Here is a 16,233-nt window from a genome sequence, read left to right as displayed (position 1 = left end):
TGCGACTTTTGCCCGAGAAATGATGAAAATGATAGTGGTCGTCACGCAGTGCTTTCCCCCGGCGATCGGAGGAATCGAGAATTTGATGGGTGGCGCGGCGGCGGCACTCCAGGCGCGCGGGCACGAAGTCGTCGTGCTGGCCGATGGGCACAAGGGACGCGTCGATGACAGCGGGCGTTTTGGGTCGGTGCGCTATTTCGGCGGCTGGAAGCCCTTGCGCCGGTGGCGCAAGGCCAAAGCGTTGCGCCACCTTCTGTCAACGGGAACCGCCCAAGCGGTGCTGGCCGATAGCTGGAAGAGTGTCGAAACGCTGGTGCGCAGCGGCGCATCGACCGGCGACGCGGCCATCGTCTGTTATGCGCATGGCAATGAGTTCCCCGAACAGCCCTCGGCGCCCAAGGTGCGGCGCATCGCGTCAGCCATGTCCCGTGTGACAAAGGTGATTGCAAATTCGCGCTTCACTGCCGACCGCGTTGGGCAATATGTCAAAACCGATACCGTCGTCGTGCGCGCGCCGCCCATCGGCGAGATCGATGCGTGTTCGTCTGATGATCGGTTGTGGGCGGAACGGTTGTGGGAAAAGGGGACGCCGCGGCTGCTGTCTCTCTCTCGTCTGGAGCCGCTTAAAGGCATCGACCTGACGATTTCTGCGGTGGCAACACTGGTGGGGCGATATCCTTTGCTCCGATATGTGATCGCTGGCGCGGGCGATGACCTCGATCGTCTCAAGGGACTCGTCATCCAGCATAAACTGGACGCACATGTCGTCTTTGCCGGACCTGTAGGCGGTTCAAAAAAATCTGCGCTTTATGAAAGCGCCGATCTTTTTGTTATGCCGACGCGCCGGATCGGCACGCGGCAGGAAGCATTCGGGATGGTTTATCTGGAGGCCGCGCTTCATGGCCTGCCTGTCATCGGTGGCCGGGCGGGCGGTGCCGAAGAGGCGGTCCTCGATGGTCAGACAGGGGTGTTGATCGATGGGGCGGATGCTTCAGCCATCACAGAAGCCATCGACAGGCTTCTGGCGAACGACACGGATCGCCGCACCATGGGTGAGGCCGCTTCCCTCTTCGCGAAGCGCTTCACCTGGCCCGAGCAGATCGCTACCCTTGAGAGCGATCTTTCCCGGCGTCCCGGATGAGCTTTCATCCGCAATGCGTGCCCAATTTCTGACTATTCGCCCCTGATCTTTCGATTCAGGCGTTTGATACGCTTCTTGATCGAACGCCGAAGTTTGGGCCAGAAGCTTCTGGCCCTTTTGGGCTGCGTTGGATCGTGAACATGCCGGCCATCGCCAATGTGTTGAACAGCCGGTATGGCGAGATTGTAGATTCTGAACCCAGCCTTCTTGAAATGATAGGAGATGTCTTCTTCTCTGCCCTTTGGCGTATACGGGCCGAGTTGCTGATAGTCCTTGAGACGGCGCATTCCCGGATTGAAAGAATGGCTGAAATATTCCGGGTGCCGCGTTGGGTCCTGCGAAAAGCAGCGAATGCCACGCACGTCTATTTCGGGCATGTCACGGATCAGCGGGTTGAGTTCGTGCCGGGGGCGCAGGCATACCATGCTGGCGTCCGGGCACGCTTCCAGGACCGTAATCGATTCCTTGACGAAGCCGCTGCGCAGGAATTCCCAGTCATCTTCACAATGAAAGATATAGGGTGTATTGACCAGCGCGTAGGCCTTGTCGATCGCCTTCATTTGACCCAGCTGCGGGTTGTTCAAGACAACCTCGACTGCGTATTTAAGGCCGGAAACGACATTTTCTACTTCGGGATTTCCGGTATCTTCAATGACAATGGTTCGAGCGGGCGGCTGATCCAAGGAGCTGAACAAAGAAGTTAGTGTCTCTTTCAGTAGATCAAAGCGGCCGCAACTCGTTAAAACTATCGTATATTCACTCATGACGGGTTCCGGCGTGCCTTGTTGCAATTTTGGTGTCAGAATTCACTGCTGTCACCTTGGTTTGTTTAATATACAGCCCTGATTTTCAGGGGTCAACGTGACGGCAAAATGAAGCGAAAATGACCGATCCAATCATCAACAATGAAACCCGCCCTCCGATCTCGTGCTACATCCGTACAAAAAATGAAGAAAGGCTGATCGGTTCTGTTATCGCAGCCGCTTTCCTGGTTGCACGCGAAGTCGTGGTTGTCGATTGCGGCTCCACCGACGAGACCGTGGCAATTGCGGAACGGCTTGGCGCCCGGGTGATCCAGCAAGCCTGGCTCGGCAACGGGTTTCAAAAGCGGGTCGGGGAAGAAGCGTGCCACTACGACCTGGTGCTGGATCTCGATGCGGACGAAGTGGTCAGCCCCGAACTTGCCGCTGAAATCACGCGTCAGTTCGAGGCGGGAGAACTTGGGCCGATCAATGCGCTGAAGCTCGTCACGGTTCCACCCGTCGGCAAACCCTGGCTTCATCACGCCATCGCCTATCGCAACAAGCTCTATGATCGCCGCGTCGTTCAGCAGCCCGCCCATGCAGCCTGGGATCAGTTCGACGTTCCTGATTCGGTCAAGGTGCGCAGGCTGGCGGCTCCTTTGTACCATCATTCCTATCGCGATTTGACGCAGATGATGGACAAGTTCAATTCGTATAGTCTCGTCCGATCGCGGCAGGGTAAACGACGAAGCCGTCTTTCGGCGCAGATACGAATTGTCTTTGCTCTGCCGATCTACTTCCTGAAATACTACTTCCAACGGGGTCACTATAAGACTGGCGTCTACGGTTTTTCCATCGCGATGATTTCCGCGTTTGGACGTTGGCTGAGTGACGCAAAGACTTATGAAGACTATCTGGCAGCGGACCGCGCCAAAGCTGAACAGCAGAACGACAAGTAGATATCGAAGGTGTTGCGCTGGGTGAGGGAACTCTCCCGTGCGGCCATAAATACATCAAGCCACGCGACCTAGAGAGTCGTGTGGCTTGAGAAGACCCTTTTTCGGGGAAACACGATGCCAGTCTCGAAAAAACAGGCGCAGCGAGCGCTTATCAACCCCAGGTGATGGCGAGGATTTCGTAGGCCTTGGAGCCGCCGGGTGCGTTCACTTCGATCGATTCGCCGACTTCCTTGCCGATCAGCGCGCGGGCGATGGGGGAGGAGATGGAAATGCGGCCCTGCTTCACATCGGCTTCCTGGTCGCCGACGATCTGGTAGACCTTCTCTTCCTCGGTGTCCTCATCCATGAGTTTGACCTTGGCGCCGAACTTGATCGTCGAGCCCGACATCTTGGAGAGGTCGATGACCTCCGCACGGGCGACAAAGTCTTCAAGTTCGCCGATACGGCCTTCATTATGGCTCTGGGCTTCCTTGGCGGCGTGATACTCGGCGTTTTCCGACAGGTCGCCATGGGCGCGCGCTTCGGCAATCGCTTCAATGATTCTCGGACGCTCTTCCTGCTGACGCCAGCGCAGTTCTTCCTGCAGCTTGACGAAACCGCCGTGAGTCATCGGTACCTTTTCAACCATTTTATCCCGTCCTTCAGCCCACGCCGCCCAGGCTCCCGCCCGCGCGAACGCAAAAGAAAACGGTCTCCGGAGAAGAATCCCCGGAACCGTCGAAAGCATTTGAACGGTCCTTATAGCAGATTGCGTCGGCCGAAAGCCAGTTTTTTCGCCGCAGGGCAGCATCCGCCCACAGCGGATCGGGAACAATCACCTGGTGGCATCGTTAGCTAGGGATCGCGGGAGGCGTGTAATGACGATCGGCAATTCTGTGAATCTCGAAGGCCGGATCAACGCGCATCGGCGTCTGCTTGTCGAGCTGCTTTCGGTGATTGCCGCAATTCCCGAGGCGCGCGAGGCGTTGATGGCCATGGCGCGCGACAGCGAAACGGTTTCCGACCACGAGGAAGATCCGGGCATCGAGCCCGATGCCACCTTCGCCGCTCAGCAGATCGTCGACGATGAAATCCGTGCGATCCTGAAGGATGCGATGGCCCGCCTCCAAAACAAGCTATGAGGACAAGATCATGGGTGTGATGCAGACGATTTCCGGTTATTTCAAACAATTCGTCGGCGAAGTGTCAGGCAATCAGGCGATGCACGACCAAGGACGTCGCGAGGCGGCGGATGGCGGCTATCAGGAGAAGGACGAGCAGGCCGTACCGGTCGCGCCGCGTTCCGTGCCAGGTGCCGAGAGTGTGTTTTCGGCAGAAACCGGCCGCGAAAAGATTATCCACGCCGACGCCGTTCCGCAGTTCGAAGTCTCTCAGGCCGGCCGGACGAATGACGGCATTTCGAGTGACAAGCCGCGGGCCGTCACCGGCAGCGATGATGCCACGGCTTACCGCACGCCGCCCGAAATGGAGGCCTCCGCCCGCGATTGGTCCGCCGGCTTCGACGAAGCCGCACCGCGGCAGGATACGGAGACGTCGGTTGCCGACTATTCCGATGTCGAGCAGCTGAAGCTCTACCGTCTTGTTCCGATCGCCGCGGCGACGGACACCAACTGGGATCTTGCGCCGAACCAGGGGGAGGTGATCGTGCGCGCGAGGTCGAGCGGGGATGCCCGCGTCGTGGCGGCGGAAGCCGAACTCGACTTCTTGGAAATCGATGCTCTTCCCGGCGACGGCAATTCCACGACGTCGTCAAGCGCCTTCCGCAACGAAAAACTTTACACCGTCATCGATGAAACCGACCCGGCTTTTCCGGTCGAAGGCCCGCGCGCAGTTGTCGCCGGCACGGTCCGTGTCGACAACATTCGCCCAACCGAGTTTTAAGGAGGCGGCCATGACCCGGAGCCAATCTGCCCGCACGGCGGCGAAACAGCGCGACATTCAGGACGAGGTGGCAGAGGCCGACCGCAAGGACGAGGGCGAAAAGCCGAAGGCCATGCAGGCCGGTGCGCGCCTTTATCCCGTGCCACCGTTCCCCAAGCAACACCAGCCGAAGCCCGGCAGCGAGGCTACGCTCGACCCGCCGCCGATGTACGACGCTCCGTTCTACAAGGGTTCGGAGAAGCTGAAGGGCAAGGTGGCGCTCATCACCGGCGGTGATTCCGGCATCGGCCGGGCGGTGGCGGTGCTTTTTGCCCGGGAGGGTGCGGATGTGGCGATCGCCCATCTCGCCGAAGGGCAGGACGCGAAGGACACGATTGCTGCGGTCGAGAAAGAAGGCCGGCGCTGCATCGCCTTCGCCGGCGACGTCAAGGACAAGGCTTTTTGTCTGCAGATGGTCAAATGTACAGTGAAGGATCTGGGCGGCCTGGATATCCTCGTGAACAACGCGGCCTTCCAGGTCCATGCCAAGGATATTCTCGATCTTTCGGAAGAGCATTTCGACGAGACGCTGAAGACCAATCTCTATGGCTATTTCTTCATGGCGCAGGCGGCGGTGCCGCACATGAAACCGGGATCGGCGATCATCAACACCGGATCGGTCACCGGCCTGGAGGGCTCGAAGGCGCTGCTCGATTATTCGATGACCAAGGGCGGCATCCATGCCTTCACCCGTTCGCTGGCGGGCCAGCTCGTGCCACGCGGCATTCGCGTCAATGCGGTGGCGCCGGGGCCGGTCTGGACGCCGCTCAACCCTTCCGACAAGGAAGCTGAGGATGTCGCAAAATTCGGCGCCGATACGCCGATGAAGCGGCCCGCCCAACCGGAGGAACTGGCACCGGCCTACGTCTTCCTCGCCTCGCCGCAGTGCTCCAGCTACATTACCGGCGAAGTGTTGCCCATCATCGGCGGCTATTAGGAACAAAAAAGCCGGGCGGTGGGACCGCCCGGCTTTTCATGTCTTGGCAAATGGTGCTCAGAAATACGACTGCAGCGGCCGCACTTCGAGCTGGCCCTGCTTCAGCGCCCGAATCGCCTGCGCGGCGGCGAGTGCGCCGGCCATGGTCGTGTAGTACGGCACCTTCTGCATCAGGGCGGCGCGGCGGAGCGACTTCGAATCCGAGATCGCCTTGTTGCCGTCCGTCGTGTTGATGACGAGGCTGACCTGGCGGTTGCGGATGGCGTCCTCGATGTGGGGGCGGCCTTCCTGCACCTTGTTGATCTTGATCGCCTCGATGCCCTTTTCGGCGAGGAAGCGGGCAGTGCCGGACGTCGCCATGACCTTGAAGCCGATGCCGGTCAGGATGTTGATGGCGGGCAGCACGCGTTCCTTGTCCTCATCGCGCACCGACACGAAGACCGTGCCTTCCCGCGGCAGGTCGACGCCGGCACCGAGCTGCGATTTGGCAAAGGCGAGCGCGAAGTCCGTGTCGAGGCCGATGACCTCGCCGGTCGAGCGCATTTCCGGGCCGAGCAGTGTGTCGACACCCGGGAAGCGGGCGAAGGGGAAAACGGCTTCCTTGACGGCGATGTGCTTGAGGTTGCGCGGGTCCGGTTTTTCACCATAGGCGGCGATTGCCGCGTCGAGGCTCTCGCCCGCCATGACGCGGGCGGCGATCTTGGCGATCGGCGCGCCGATGGTCTTTGCCACGAAGGGCACCGTGCGCGAGGCGCGCGGGTTGACTTCGAGCACGTAGATCGTGCCGTCCTTGATGGCGTACTGCACGTTCATCAGGCCGCCGACATTCAGCGCTTTTGCCAGAGCTTTTGTCTGGCGTTCCAGCTCATCGACGGTCTCATTGGACAACGTGTGGACCGGCAGCGAGCAGGCCGAGTCGCCCGAATGGATGCCTGCTTCCTCGATATGTTCCATGATGCCCGAGACGAAGACGTCCTTGCCGTCGCAGAGCGCGTCGACATCGACTTCCACCGCATTCGACAGGTAGCTGTCGAAGAGCAGCGGGTTCTTGCCGAGCAGGGTGTTGATCTGGCCGGTCTTGTCGTTCGGATAGCGCTGCTTGATATCTTCCGGCACGAGGCCCGGAACGGTGTCGAGCAGGTAGGTCTGCAGCATCGATTCCGAATGGATGATCTGCATGGCGCGGCCGCCGAGCACGTAGGACGGGCGCACGACGAGCGGGAAGCCGATCTCGGCCGCGACCAGACGGGCCTGCTCGACGGAATAGGCGATGCCGTTGTTCGGCTGGGCGAGGTCCAGCTTCTGGAGCAGCTTCTGGAAGCGATCACGGTCTTCGGCAAGATCGATCATGTCCGGCGCTGTGCCGAGGATCGGGATGCCGTTCTTTTCCAGCGCTTCGGCAAGCTTCAGCGGCGTCTGGCCGCCGAACTGTACGATGACGCCGACGAGTTCGCCGTTGGTCTGCTCGGCCTTCAGGATCTCGATGACGTCTTCTGCCGTCAGCGGCTCGAAATAGAGACGGTCGGACGTGTCGTAGTCGGTCGAGACCGTTTCCGGGTTGCAGTTGATCATGATCGCTTCATAGCCGGCATCCTTCAGCGCGAAGGCGGCATGGCAGCAGCAATAGTCGAACTCGATGCCCTGGCCGATGCGGTTCGGGCCACCGCCGAGGATGACGACCTTCTTGCGGTTGGAAATTTCGGCTTCCGAGCGCGTCGCACCGGCAAACGGCGTCTCGTAGGTCGAGTACATGTAGGCGGTCGGCGAGGCGAACTCGGCGGCGCAGGTGTCGATGCGCTTGAAGACCGGGCGCACGTCGAGGCGGTTGCGCAGTTCCGCGACTTCTTTCGGACGCTTGGCCGACAGGGTGGCGAGGCGGGCGTCGGAGAAGCCCATGGCCTTCAGCATGCGCAGGTTCTCGGCGTCTTCCGGCAGGCCGTGCTCGCGGATGCGGGCCTCCATGTCGACGATCGCCTTCAGCTGCTCGAGGAACCACGGGTCGATCTTCGAGCCTTCATGTGCCTCTTCGAGGGTGAAGCCGAGGCGCAGCGCCTGGGCGACCATGCGCAGGCGGTCCGGCGTCGGCGTGGAAATGGCGGCGCGGATGGCGTTCTTGTCGTTGCCGTCGCTGAGGCCGGGAATCTCGATCTCGTCGAGGCCGGTGAGGCCCGTTTCGAGGCCGCGCAGGGCCTTCTGTAACGATTCGGCGAAGGTGCGGCCGATGGCCATGACTTCACCGACCGACTTCATGGCCGTCGTCAGCGTCGGTTCGGCGCCCGGGAATTTTTCGAAGGCGAAACGCGGGATCTTCGTGACGACATAGTCGATCGACGGTTCGAACGAGGCCGGCGTCGCACCACCGGTAATGTCGTTCTCCAGTTCGTCGAGCGTATAGCCGATGGCGAGTTTGGCGGCGATCTTGGCGATCGGGAAGCCGGTCGCCTTCGACGCGAGCGCAGAAGAGCGCGAAACGCGCGGGTTCATTTCGATGACGACGAGGCGGCCGTTTTCCGGATTGACGGCGAACTGCACGTTCGAGCCGCCGGTCTCGACGCCGATCTCGCGCAGCACCGCAATCGAGGCGTTACGCATGATCTGGTATTCTTTGTCCGTCAGCGTGAGGGCAGGGGCGACCGTGATCGAATCACCCGTGTGCACGCCCATCGGATCGATGTTTTCGATGGAGCAGATGATGATGCAGTTGTCCGCCGTGTCGCGGACGACCTCCATCTCGTATTCCTTCCAGCCGAGCACCGATTCTTCGATCAGCACTTCGGTCGTCGGCGAGGCGTCGAGACCGGAATTGACGATCTCGAAGAATTCCGAGCGGTTGTAGGCGATGCCGCCGCCGGTGCCGCCCATCGTGAAGGACGGGCGGATGATGGCGGGAAGGCCGATCGTGTCGAGCGCCTGCGCGCCGATCGCCATGGCATGGCTCATGTAGCGCTGCTTGCGGTCGGTCTCGCCGAGGTTCCACTGGTTTTCCAGCTCGTCCAGCGCCTTGTCGAGCGCATCGCCGGACAGCTGCGCCTTCACCTTGGCGCGCTCGGCCTCATGCGCCTTGCGGTCGACGTCCTTGATCTCGGTGGCGTTGGCGAGTAGCGACTTCGGCGTCTCGAGGCCGATGCGGGCCATCGCTTCGCGGAACAGCGCGCGGTCTTCGGCCATGTCGATGGCGGCGGGCTTGGCGCCGATCATCTCGACATTGTAGCGGTCGAGCACGCCCATGCGCTTCAGCGAGAGCGCCGTGTTGAGCGCGGTCTGGCCGCCCATGGTGGGGAGAAGCGCGTCCGGCCGTTCCTTGGCGATGATCTTTGCCACGACTTCCGGGGTGATCGGTTCGACATAGGTCGCGTCGGCAAGGCCCGGGTCGGTCATGATCGTCGCCGGGTTGGAGTTGACGAGGATGACGCGGTAGCCTTCCTCCTTCAGCGCCTTGCAGGCCTGGGTGCCGGAATAGTCGAATTCGCAGGCCTGACCGATGACGATCGGCCCCGCGCCGATGATGAGGATCGATTTCAAATCTTGGCGCTTGGGCATCTCTCTATCCGTTCTTCCGCGTGCGCGAAAAACCGGCCATGGTGATGGGTTCACCGGGCCGGGCGCGCAAAATGGTCTTTCAAGGCTAGAAGCGGCTTATAGGCAAATGCGGGGGCAAGCGGAACCCCGAAAATGGCGCCATCGACAGGAAAAGTCAGGGACGCATACCATCCTGCCGTCGGCAAACAGGCGGCGTCCATAATAGTCTTGTACATGCCGGCAAATTTCGTCTTCTTGGAGGGAGAATCGGTCACGCGGGGAAAATCCCAGTGCGGGTCGATTTTGGGAGTGTGAACGATGCTGCCGCAGGAAACCGATGTGCTGATCGTCGGGGCGGGACCAAGCGGTCTCGCGCTCGCCGTCACCCTGCAACAGGCGGGCATTCGTCCTGTCATCGTCGATCGGCTCGCCGCCGGCGAGAACACTTCTCGCGCCGCCGTCATCCATGCGCATACGCTTGAAGTGCTGGAACGCATCGGCGTGACGGACGAATTCGAGGCGCGGGGTCTCGTCCTCACCCGCTTTGCTTTGCGTGATCATGACAAGGCGCTGTTGGAACTCGACTTCTCCATGCTGCCCTCGCGCTACGCCCAGATCCTCATGATCCCGCAGGACGAGACCGAAGCGATCCTTGCCGAGCGGCTGACGAGCCTCGGTGGCAATGTCGAGCGCGGCGTTTCCGCAACGACGATCGAGCCCGATTCGAGTGGGGCGACGGTGCATCTTGAAACGTCGGATGGTCCGAGGACGATCCGAGCGCGTTATGTCGTTGGCGGTGACGGCATGCACAGCGTGGTGCGCAGTGCGGCCGGCATCACCTTCGATGGCGAGACCTACGGCGAATCTTTCGTGCTCGCCGACGTGCACATGGACTGGGGCTTGAGCGACGAGGTGACGTTGTTCTTCTCGCCTGAGGGCATGGGTGTTGTCGCGCCGCTGCCGGACAACCGCTACCGCATCGTCGCACCGGTCGAGGCGGCCCCGGAAGCGCCCGACGCCGCCTTCGTGCAGGCGCTTCTCGACGCCCGCGGCCCGCGCCAGAACCCTGGTCGGGTGCGCGATGTCATCTGGAGTTCGCGCTTCCGCGTGCACCATCGTGTCGCGCCGCGCTATCGATCCGGTCCGCTCTTCATCATGGGGGATGCGGCCCATGTGCACAGCCCGGCCGGTGGGCAGGGCATGAACACCGGGCTGGTCGATGCCGTCGTGCTCGGGCAATTGCTTGCCGATGTGTTGCGCGGCAAGGCACCCGAGGCAGCGCTGGACCTCTATGAAGAGAAGCGCCGTCCGGCCGCCGCCGAAGTGCTGGAGCTGGCAAGCCGCCTGACGAAGGTCGCGACCGTGCGCAGTTCACTCGGCCGCGTCATGCGCAACGTCGCCCTGCGCGTTCTCGGCTCTTCGCCGGTCTTCCGTCGCAAGCTCACGCTTAACCTGTCGGGTCTCGCCCGCAAGGGGATGGGCATGGTGCCTCCGCGCTGAGGGCTACCCCCTCATCCGGCCCTTCGGGCCACCTTCTCCCCGAGGGGAGAAGGGAAACGAGGCGTTGGTGACCTTCCCCTTCTCCCCAGCGGGGAGAAGGTGCCGGCAGGCGGATGAGGGGGTGCCGCAGGCGTCGAGCGTGGGCGTCTAATCAATCCGTCGCCAGTATTCCCGGCAGTTCCTGCAAGATGCTGTCCCTTGCCCGCAGGCTCGTGCGCGGCTCCTGCTTCTTCTCGTCCTGCACCAACCGGGCGAAAACCACGGTGCGTTCGTCGCGGCGTGCCCATCCGACATACCAGCCCCATGGCCGGTTATAGTCGAAATTGCCGTCGGCCTTTCGGGGATAGGCCATGCCGGTCTTGCCCTGTGCGCCCCAGCCGTCGGCAATGTCGCGCCGCTCGATAATCTCCATGGCCGCATCCATCGCCTCGACGGAGACCGGCAGTTCGTGGTTCACCAGCTTCTTGAGGAATTCGATCTGCTCGCGCGGTGAGATTTTCAGCGAGGAGGCGATCCAGGCGCGCTCCAGCCCATTGTTCTTGCCGGGATCGCCCGTCATGTCGGCATTGCCGTAGCCGAAGGCATCGGCGTAATCGCGCAGCTGCTCGTAGCCGAGAAATTCCGTGATGCGCTGTGAAAACCAGACGACGGAGAACTCCATCCAGCGTTTCGGCGTCGTCGGCTGACGCCAGGCATCGCCGCCCCAGTCCGGATAGCCCTTCATGAACGGCAGGACCGGCTCATTTGCATCTTCCAGATAGCCGGAATCGTAGCCCATCACGGCAAGCGGCACCTTGAAGGTGGAGGCGGGGGTGACGCGGCTTGCGCAATCGCCCTTTTCCAGAATGACCTCGTTGCTCCCCGCATCGGCAACGATCGTACAAATAATGCGGGCTTGCGCAGGCGCGCTGATGCTGGCAGCCAGCAGGGCGCTGGCCGCGAAAAGACGGATATTCATCACGTTTTCCTCGAGTTCCGAATGGCTTGTGCATTCTGGATAGCAATGCTTTGATGCCCTGACAAAAGATCAATACTGGTCTTAGCCATTAGGAAAATTGGGGCATTGCCATGGTTCGGCCATACCTGCCGCTGAACGCCTTTCGCGCCTTCGAGGCGTCTGCCCGGCATCTCAGTTTTACGCGCGCGGCGATCGAGTTGAACGTCACGCAGGCGGCCGTCAGCCATCAGGTGAAGAGTCTGGAGGAACAGCTTGGCGTCGTTCTATTCAAGCGCCTGCCGCGTGGGCTGATGATTACGGCCGAGGGGGAAAGCCTGCTGCCGGTGCTGCGCGACAGCTTTGACCGCATGGCGGATGCCGTGGAGCGATTTCGCAGCGGTCATGTGCGGGAAATCCTGACGGTCGGCGCGGTCGGCACCTTCGCCGTCGGCTGGCTGCTGCCGCGCCTCGCGACCTTCCGCGAGCGGCACCCCTTCGTGGAGGTGCGGCTTTCCACCAACAACAACCGCGTCGATCTCGCCGCCGAGGGGCTGGACTTCGCCATCCGTTTCGGCGCCGGCGCCTGGCACGGTACGGATGCCATCAGGCTTTTCGACGCGCCGCTCTCTGTTCTCGCCACGCCCGCCGTCGCGCGGGATTTAAGGGAGCCGGAGGACCTGTTCGGCCTGACGCTGCTGCGTTCCTATCGCCGCGACGAATGGACCCGCTGGTTCGAAGTGGCCGGCCTGCCGCGCACCCCGCCGCCGCAGAGTGCCATCGTCTTCGATACGTCGCTTGCGATGATGGAGGCGGTGTTGCAGGGCGCGGGTGTGGGGCTCGCGCCGCCTTTGATGTTTTCCCGGCTGCTGTCCGCCGGCGCCGTCGTTCAGCCGTTCAAGACGAGCGTCGTGCTTGGCAGCTACTGGCTCACGCGCCTGCAATCGCGTAGCGCCACCCCGGCCATGTCCGCCTTCGCCAACTGGCTTGGGGAGACGGTGGCGGAGGAGGGGCTGGGCTAACCGATCATGTCAGGTTGCGGCGGCGTTCCAGTTCCGCCGCAGTTGGCGTCTCGAATTCGAAGGAGCCGGTGGCGACGTCGCCGGCGCGGGCATATTTGTTCATGACGACACCGGAATCGCTGGTACGCGATTCGATCAGCGTCAGTGCGCGCGGGAAGGACGCGTCACCGAATAGCCGCTTGCCCTTGCCCAGAATGACCGGGAAGACGGAGACGTGGATCTCGTCGACGAGGTCGTTTTCGAAAAGTGCCTTGAGGAACTCCGTGGAGCCCTGCGTCAGGAGGTCCGGTCCGTCCTCGCTCTTCAGCGCCTTCACAGCGGCAATCGCATCGGCGCCGAGGACATGGCTGTTCTGCCAGGTGGTCTTGAAGGCCGGATTGCGGGTCGCGACATATTTGTTGATGCGGTCGAAGAGCGGGCCGATCGGGTCGTCCTTCGCCGCATAGGGCCAGTGGGCGGCGAAGATGTCGTAGGTCTTGCGGCCGAGCAGCAAGTCGAACGGCCTCGAAAAGAGTTCGCCGATGAAAGCCCCCATCTTTTCGTCAAAGAGCGGGGCGACCCAGCCGCCGAATTCGAAGCCGCCGATCGGGTCTTCCTCCGGGCCGCCCGGTGCCTGCATGACGCCGTCAAGGCTGATGAAGGCGCCGACAATGATCTTTCTCATGGGGTTTCTCCTGGCAGGATGTTGAACTGATACCTAGAGCATTGCCGCTTTTCTTCGAATCGCGAAAAAGCTCTATCTCTTTGTTTTTACGCAGTTCGCGGCACGCAAATCGCCGCGCACTTTTGCTGGACTTGCTCTAGAGACGAACGGCGGATGCGCCACCCGACAACCGTTCGAAAATTCTTTCCCCTAACCCCAGCGGCCGCGCACCGCCTCGGTGCGACTGCGGCTGACCGGAATTTCCTGCCCGTCCTTCATAAGGACCGCCAGCCGGCCTTCGGCGCGCAGTAATCTTTCCACATGGCTGTCGGCGACGAAATGCGAGCGGTGCACCTGCAGCCCCGGCGTGTCGCCAAGTTCTTTCAGGGCATCGGAAAAGCGGAGCAGGATCAGCTCACGCCCGCGGCTCGTCGTGACCTCCGTGTAGTGGTCGGCGACGGTCATGTGCAGGATTTTCCCGCGGTTCTCCGGTTTCAGGCGGCGTAGCAGGGCGACCTCCGCCCGGTCTTCCGTCGCCGGCGCAGGGGCCGGGGCAAGCGTTTCGACCGACTTGCTGCCCATCGTCATATAGGTCAGGCCGCAGAAGAGGGCAGAGAGGAGGAGGCCGCTGGCTATGCTTTCGGCAAGGCTCGAAACCGTCACCGCGCCGCCGAAGGTCGCAAGGCTGATCGCCTCCGTCGCCAATCCCACCGGCACCCCTGCAACGAGCGTGCCGAGCGCGATGCGGCCGGCAAGGCTTGGAACGCGGTGCAGCAGAAGCGTGTTCACGAGCACGAGGGCGGTGACCGCAATGCTCCAGGCGACGGCGTGCAGCACAAGCCAGAAGCCAAGGCGCGGCACGGTCGCCAACCGCTCGGCGGTGCCATAGGGGCCGGTCACCCAGAAGATCAGCACGACAGCGCCAAACGTTGCCCAGAACCGCGGCGAGCGCAGAAAGACCTGCAGTTCACGAAGCGCGGATTGCAGGAAGGGGCGTTCCACGAAGTTTTCCGTCCGTTCGGGCCAAAGCGTTTGAGGCGATCCGATCAATGGCTGAAGACGGGGTCGATTTCAACCTTGCCCGGAACCTGCCATGACCTTCGAACCTCTTCTCGACGCCCCCTTTGCCGTGCAGTTCCATGTCGCCACCGTGCTGCCGGCTGCCGTGCTGGGCGCCGTCCTGCTCGCCCGCCGGAAGGGAACGCCCGCCCACCGCCTTCTGGGGAAAATCTGGCTGCTGCTGATGGTGGTGACGAGTTTTTCGACCTTCTTCATCCATGACCTGAAGACAGTCGGAAACTTCAGCCCGATCCATCTGCTCTCGGTCTATGTCATCGTGGGCAGTATCCCCGCGATCCGCGCCGCGCGTCGCCGCGATATCCGCACGCACCGGGCCCATGTCGCCGGCATGTATTTCGGCGGCATCGTGGTCGCGGGGCTGTTCACCCTTGTGCCGCACCGCGTGATGGGCGCGATGATCTTCGATGGCATATCGGGCCTCGCAAGCGGCTTGGCCACGGCCTTCGTCTGTGTCCTGCTGGTTGCGGCCGGTGCACTTGCGATCCGCGAAGCCGGCTGGTCGGAGCGTTTCGAGACATTCCGGCGGCGCTGAACGCGGGGGCAGCGGTTAAATCGCGATAGGGCGGGTTAGTCGCCCCTGCCTCTGCTTTTCCGGCGCCAAACATCCTCATGGGGCTGTCTGTCAATACGTATGGCCGGCGCTATCTCGTTGACGTCATTGCTAGTTCTGGCGTCGCGGCGGCGGCAATTGTCGTCGTCACGGCGGTGTTCAGGCTTTCTCCCGTGCGAAGCAAACGCGAAGCAACGGCCGCAACAGCGGCTTAGACTGTTGCCGCCATTGAATTTATAGTGGTCCCTGTTATCTGAGGAAGCTGAGGGCACTTTTGTCCGCAGGAACGCCCAGAGGGCGAACGGGAGATCTCGCAATGGAATGGAAAGGTCGTCGACAGTCGAGCAACATCGAGGACCAGCGCGGCGCCGGGCCTTCGGCGGGCGGAAGCAATCCGTTCGGTCGCGGCAATGGCGGGTTTCGCCTTCCGACGGGCGGTGGACGCCGCGCCGGCGGCGGCATGAGCATCGGCACGATCGTCCTCCTCGTCGTCGTCTACTTCGTCTTGAAGATGATGGGCATCGACCTGTTGCAGGTGATGGGCGAGGGCGGTGGCGGGCAGGTCAGCATGCCGGGCTTCGAGCAGACCGAAACTGCCAGCAAGCGGACGTCGCCGCAGGAGGAAGAAACCAAGGCCTTCATGTCGACGGTGCTGGCCGAGACGGAAGACACCTGGAACGGCATCTTCCAGTCGGCCGGCGAAAAGTATGAGGAGCCGAAGATGGTGCTCTTCTCGGGGTCCGTGCAGTCGGCCTGCGGCTTTGCCTCGGCGGCTTCCGGTCCGTTCTATTGCCCGGGCGACCGCAAGGTCTATCTCGACATGAGCTTCTTCGACGAACTCGCCAACAAGTTCGACGCGGCTGGCGATTTCGCCCAGGCCTATGTCGTTGCCCACGAGGTCGGCCATCACGTGCAGAACCTCACCGGCGTGCTACCGCGCTTCAACCAGCAGCGTCAGCGCATGAGCGAGGTGGAAGCCAACCAGATGTCGATCCGCGTCGAACTCCAGGCCGATTGCTACGCCGGCATCTGGGGCAAGTACACGCAGCAGAAGGGATTGCTCGAGACCGGCGACCTGGATGAAGCGCTGAATGCCGCGACCCAGATCGGCGACGATACGTTGCAGAAGCGCATGCAGGGTTATGTCGTGCCGGAAAGTTTCAACCACGGCACCTCCGATCAGCGTCGCCGCTGGTTCAAGCGTGGCTTCGATACGGGCCGCGTCGATGCCTGCGACACGTTCAAGGGTGACGTGTAACCCTTCCGTCGGGCTACTCCAAAGATG

General features: G+C 62.0%; 16 protein-coding genes. 9 read left to right on the top strand and 7 right to left on the bottom strand.

Going from position 1 to position 16,233, the window contains the following annotated elements; genetic code table 11:
- Positions 1 to 28 precede the first annotated feature (28 nt).
- Positions 29 to 1,141, top strand: a complete 1,113-nt coding sequence (locus AC1RT2_RS21140) for a glycosyltransferase family 4 protein (RefSeq protein ID WP_493105059.1) — start codon at positions 29 to 31, stop codon at positions 1,139 to 1,141.
- Between the two features lie 32 nt (positions 1,142 to 1,173).
- On the opposite strand, the gene AC1RT2_RS21135 is transcribed toward AC1RT2_RS21140, so the two are convergent.
- Positions 1,174 to 1,905 (bottom strand): glycosyltransferase, encoded by a 732-nt coding sequence (locus AC1RT2_RS21135; protein WP_493105057.1) that lies wholly within the window; start codon positions 1,903 to 1,905, stop codon positions 1,174 to 1,176.
- 119 nt (positions 1,906 to 2,024) lie between these two features.
- On the opposite strand from AC1RT2_RS21135, the gene AC1RT2_RS21130 reads away from it, so the two are divergent.
- Positions 2,025 to 2,843 (top strand): glycosyltransferase family 2 protein, encoded by an 819-nt coding sequence (locus tag AC1RT2_RS21130; RefSeq protein WP_493105055.1) that lies wholly within the window; start codon positions 2,025 to 2,027, stop codon positions 2,841 to 2,843.
- Between the two features lie 151 nt (positions 2,844 to 2,994).
- On the opposite strand, the gene greA is transcribed toward AC1RT2_RS21130, so the two are convergent.
- A complete protein-coding gene (greA, locus tag AC1RT2_RS21125; protein WP_069058123.1) occupies positions 2,995 to 3,471 on the bottom strand; it encodes a transcription elongation factor GreA in 477 nt (158 codons plus the stop codon).
- Between the two features lie 229 nt (positions 3,472 to 3,700).
- Between greA and AC1RT2_RS21120 the strand changes: the two genes are divergently transcribed.
- The 3 genes from AC1RT2_RS21120 (at position 3,701) to AC1RT2_RS21110 (ending at position 5,700) form a co-directional block, all read left to right on the top strand.
- Positions 3,701 to 3,964, top strand: coding sequence for a hypothetical protein (locus AC1RT2_RS21120; protein WP_493105053.1), 264 nt, complete (start codon positions 3,701 to 3,703; stop codon positions 3,962 to 3,964).
- 442 nt (positions 3,965 to 4,406) lie between these two features.
- Complete coding sequence (locus AC1RT2_RS21115) at positions 4,407 to 4,724, top strand: hypothetical protein (RefSeq protein WP_493105353.1); 318 nt, start codon at positions 4,407 to 4,409, stop codon at positions 4,722 to 4,724.
- A gap of 10 nt (positions 4,725 to 4,734) precedes the next feature.
- Positions 4,735 to 5,700: an SDR family oxidoreductase gene (locus AC1RT2_RS21110; protein ID WP_493105051.1), complete on the top strand. Its 966-nt coding sequence runs from the start codon at positions 4,735 to 4,737 to the stop codon at positions 5,698 to 5,700.
- Between the two features lie 57 nt (positions 5,701 to 5,757).
- Here AC1RT2_RS21110 and carB read toward each other — a convergent pair whose 3' ends face one another.
- Together carB and AC1RT2_RS21100 are read right to left on the bottom strand one after the other, a co-directional pair.
- Positions 5,758 to 9,240 (bottom strand): carbamoyl-phosphate synthase large subunit, encoded by a 3,483-nt coding sequence (gene carB, locus AC1RT2_RS21105; RefSeq protein WP_493105049.1) that lies wholly within the window; start codon positions 9,238 to 9,240, stop codon positions 5,758 to 5,760.
- Positions 9,241 to 9,290: 50 nt separating this feature from the next.
- Positions 9,291 to 9,494, bottom strand: a complete 204-nt coding sequence (locus AC1RT2_RS21100; protein WP_493105047.1) for a hypothetical protein — start codon at positions 9,492 to 9,494, stop codon at positions 9,291 to 9,293.
- A gap of 43 nt (positions 9,495 to 9,537) precedes the next feature.
- Between AC1RT2_RS21100 and AC1RT2_RS21095 the strand changes: the two genes are divergently transcribed.
- Positions 9,538 to 10,719: an FAD-dependent oxidoreductase gene (locus tag AC1RT2_RS21095; RefSeq protein ID WP_493105045.1), complete on the top strand. Its 1,182-nt coding sequence runs from the start codon at positions 9,538 to 9,540 to the stop codon at positions 10,717 to 10,719.
- A gap of 151 nt (positions 10,720 to 10,870) precedes the next feature.
- Here the strand turns inward: AC1RT2_RS21095 and blaOXA are convergent, their stop codons facing one another.
- Positions 10,871 to 11,677, bottom strand: a complete 807-nt coding sequence (blaOXA, locus tag AC1RT2_RS21090) for a class D beta-lactamase (RefSeq protein WP_493105043.1) — start codon at positions 11,675 to 11,677, stop codon at positions 10,871 to 10,873.
- A gap of 110 nt (positions 11,678 to 11,787) precedes the next feature.
- On the opposite strand from blaOXA, the gene AC1RT2_RS21085 reads away from it, so the two are divergent.
- The gene (locus AC1RT2_RS21085) at positions 11,788 to 12,675 is read left to right on the top strand and encodes a LysR family transcriptional regulator (RefSeq protein WP_493105041.1); all 888 of its coding nucleotides are present in this window, start codon (positions 11,788 to 11,790) and stop codon (positions 12,673 to 12,675) included.
- 4 nt (positions 12,676 to 12,679) lie between these two features.
- Here AC1RT2_RS21085 and AC1RT2_RS21080 read toward each other — a convergent pair whose 3' ends face one another.
- Together AC1RT2_RS21080 and AC1RT2_RS21075 are read right to left on the bottom strand one after the other, a co-directional pair.
- A complete protein-coding gene (locus AC1RT2_RS21080) occupies positions 12,680 to 13,339 on the bottom strand; it encodes a dihydrofolate reductase family protein (protein ID WP_069058130.1) in 660 nt (219 codons plus the stop codon).
- Positions 13,340 to 13,528: 189 nt separating this feature from the next.
- Complete coding sequence (locus tag AC1RT2_RS21075) at positions 13,529 to 14,320, bottom strand: LytTR family DNA-binding domain-containing protein (protein WP_493105039.1); 792 nt, start codon at positions 14,318 to 14,320, stop codon at positions 13,529 to 13,531.
- A 91-nt stretch (positions 14,321 to 14,411) separates the two neighbouring features.
- Here AC1RT2_RS21075 and AC1RT2_RS21070 point away from each other — a divergent pair, with 91 nt between their 5' ends.
- Together AC1RT2_RS21070 and ypfJ are read left to right on the top strand one after the other, a co-directional pair.
- Positions 14,412 to 14,930 (top strand): DUF2306 domain-containing protein, encoded by a 519-nt coding sequence (locus AC1RT2_RS21070; protein ID WP_493105037.1) that lies wholly within the window; start codon positions 14,412 to 14,414, stop codon positions 14,928 to 14,930.
- A gap of 334 nt (positions 14,931 to 15,264) precedes the next feature.
- The gene (gene ypfJ, locus AC1RT2_RS21065; RefSeq protein ID WP_069058133.1) at positions 15,265 to 16,206 is read left to right on the top strand and encodes a KPN_02809 family neutral zinc metallopeptidase; all 942 of its coding nucleotides are present in this window, start codon (positions 15,265 to 15,267) and stop codon (positions 16,204 to 16,206) included.
- The last annotated feature ends 27 nt before the right edge of the window (positions 16,207 to 16,233 follow it).

The sequence above is a fragment of the Shinella sp. GW821-FHT11G07 genome (assembly GCF_058808115.1).
The sequence above is the reverse complement of the archived record's forward strand: the minus strand, read 5'-3'. Positions and strand labels throughout refer to the sequence as shown.

Bases quoted from the DNA above. Each gene is read 5' to 3' on its own strand.
- AC1RT2_RS21140 (WP_493105059.1), top strand. From the start codon at position 29: ATGATAGTGGTCGTCACGCAGTGCTTTCCCCCGGCGATCGGAGGAATC.
- AC1RT2_RS21135 (WP_493105057.1), bottom strand. From the start codon at position 1,905: ATGAGTGAATATACGATAGTTTTAACGAGTTGCGGCCGCTTTGATCTA.
- AC1RT2_RS21130 (WP_493105055.1), top strand. From the start codon at position 2,025: ATGACCGATCCAATCATCAACAATGAAACCCGCCCTCCGATCTCGTGC.
- greA (WP_069058123.1), bottom strand. From the start codon at position 3,471: ATGGTTGAAAAGGTACCGATGACTCACGGCGGTTTCGTCAAGCTGCAG.
- AC1RT2_RS21120 (WP_493105053.1), top strand. From the start codon at position 3,701: ATGACGATCGGCAATTCTGTGAATCTCGAAGGCCGGATCAACGCGCAT.
- AC1RT2_RS21110 (WP_493105051.1), top strand. From the start codon at position 4,735: ATGACCCGGAGCCAATCTGCCCGCACGGCGGCGAAACAGCGCGACATT.
- carB (WP_493105049.1), bottom strand. From the start codon at position 9,240: ATGCCCAAGCGCCAAGATTTGAAATCGATCCTCATCATCGGCGCGGGG.
- AC1RT2_RS21095 (WP_493105045.1), top strand. From the start codon at position 9,538: ATGCTGCCGCAGGAAACCGATGTGCTGATCGTCGGGGCGGGACCAAGC.
- blaOXA (WP_493105043.1), bottom strand. From the start codon at position 11,677: ATGAATATCCGTCTTTTCGCGGCCAGCGCCCTGCTGGCTGCCAGCATC.
- AC1RT2_RS21085 (WP_493105041.1), top strand. From the start codon at position 11,788: ATGGTTCGGCCATACCTGCCGCTGAACGCCTTTCGCGCCTTCGAGGCG.
- AC1RT2_RS21080 (WP_069058130.1), bottom strand. From the start codon at position 13,339: ATGAGAAAGATCATTGTCGGCGCCTTCATCAGCCTTGACGGCGTCATG.
- AC1RT2_RS21070 (WP_493105037.1), top strand. From the start codon at position 14,412: ATGACCTTCGAACCTCTTCTCGACGCCCCCTTTGCCGTGCAGTTCCAT.
- ypfJ (WP_069058133.1), top strand. From the start codon at position 15,265: ATGGAATGGAAAGGTCGTCGACAGTCGAGCAACATCGAGGACCAGCGC.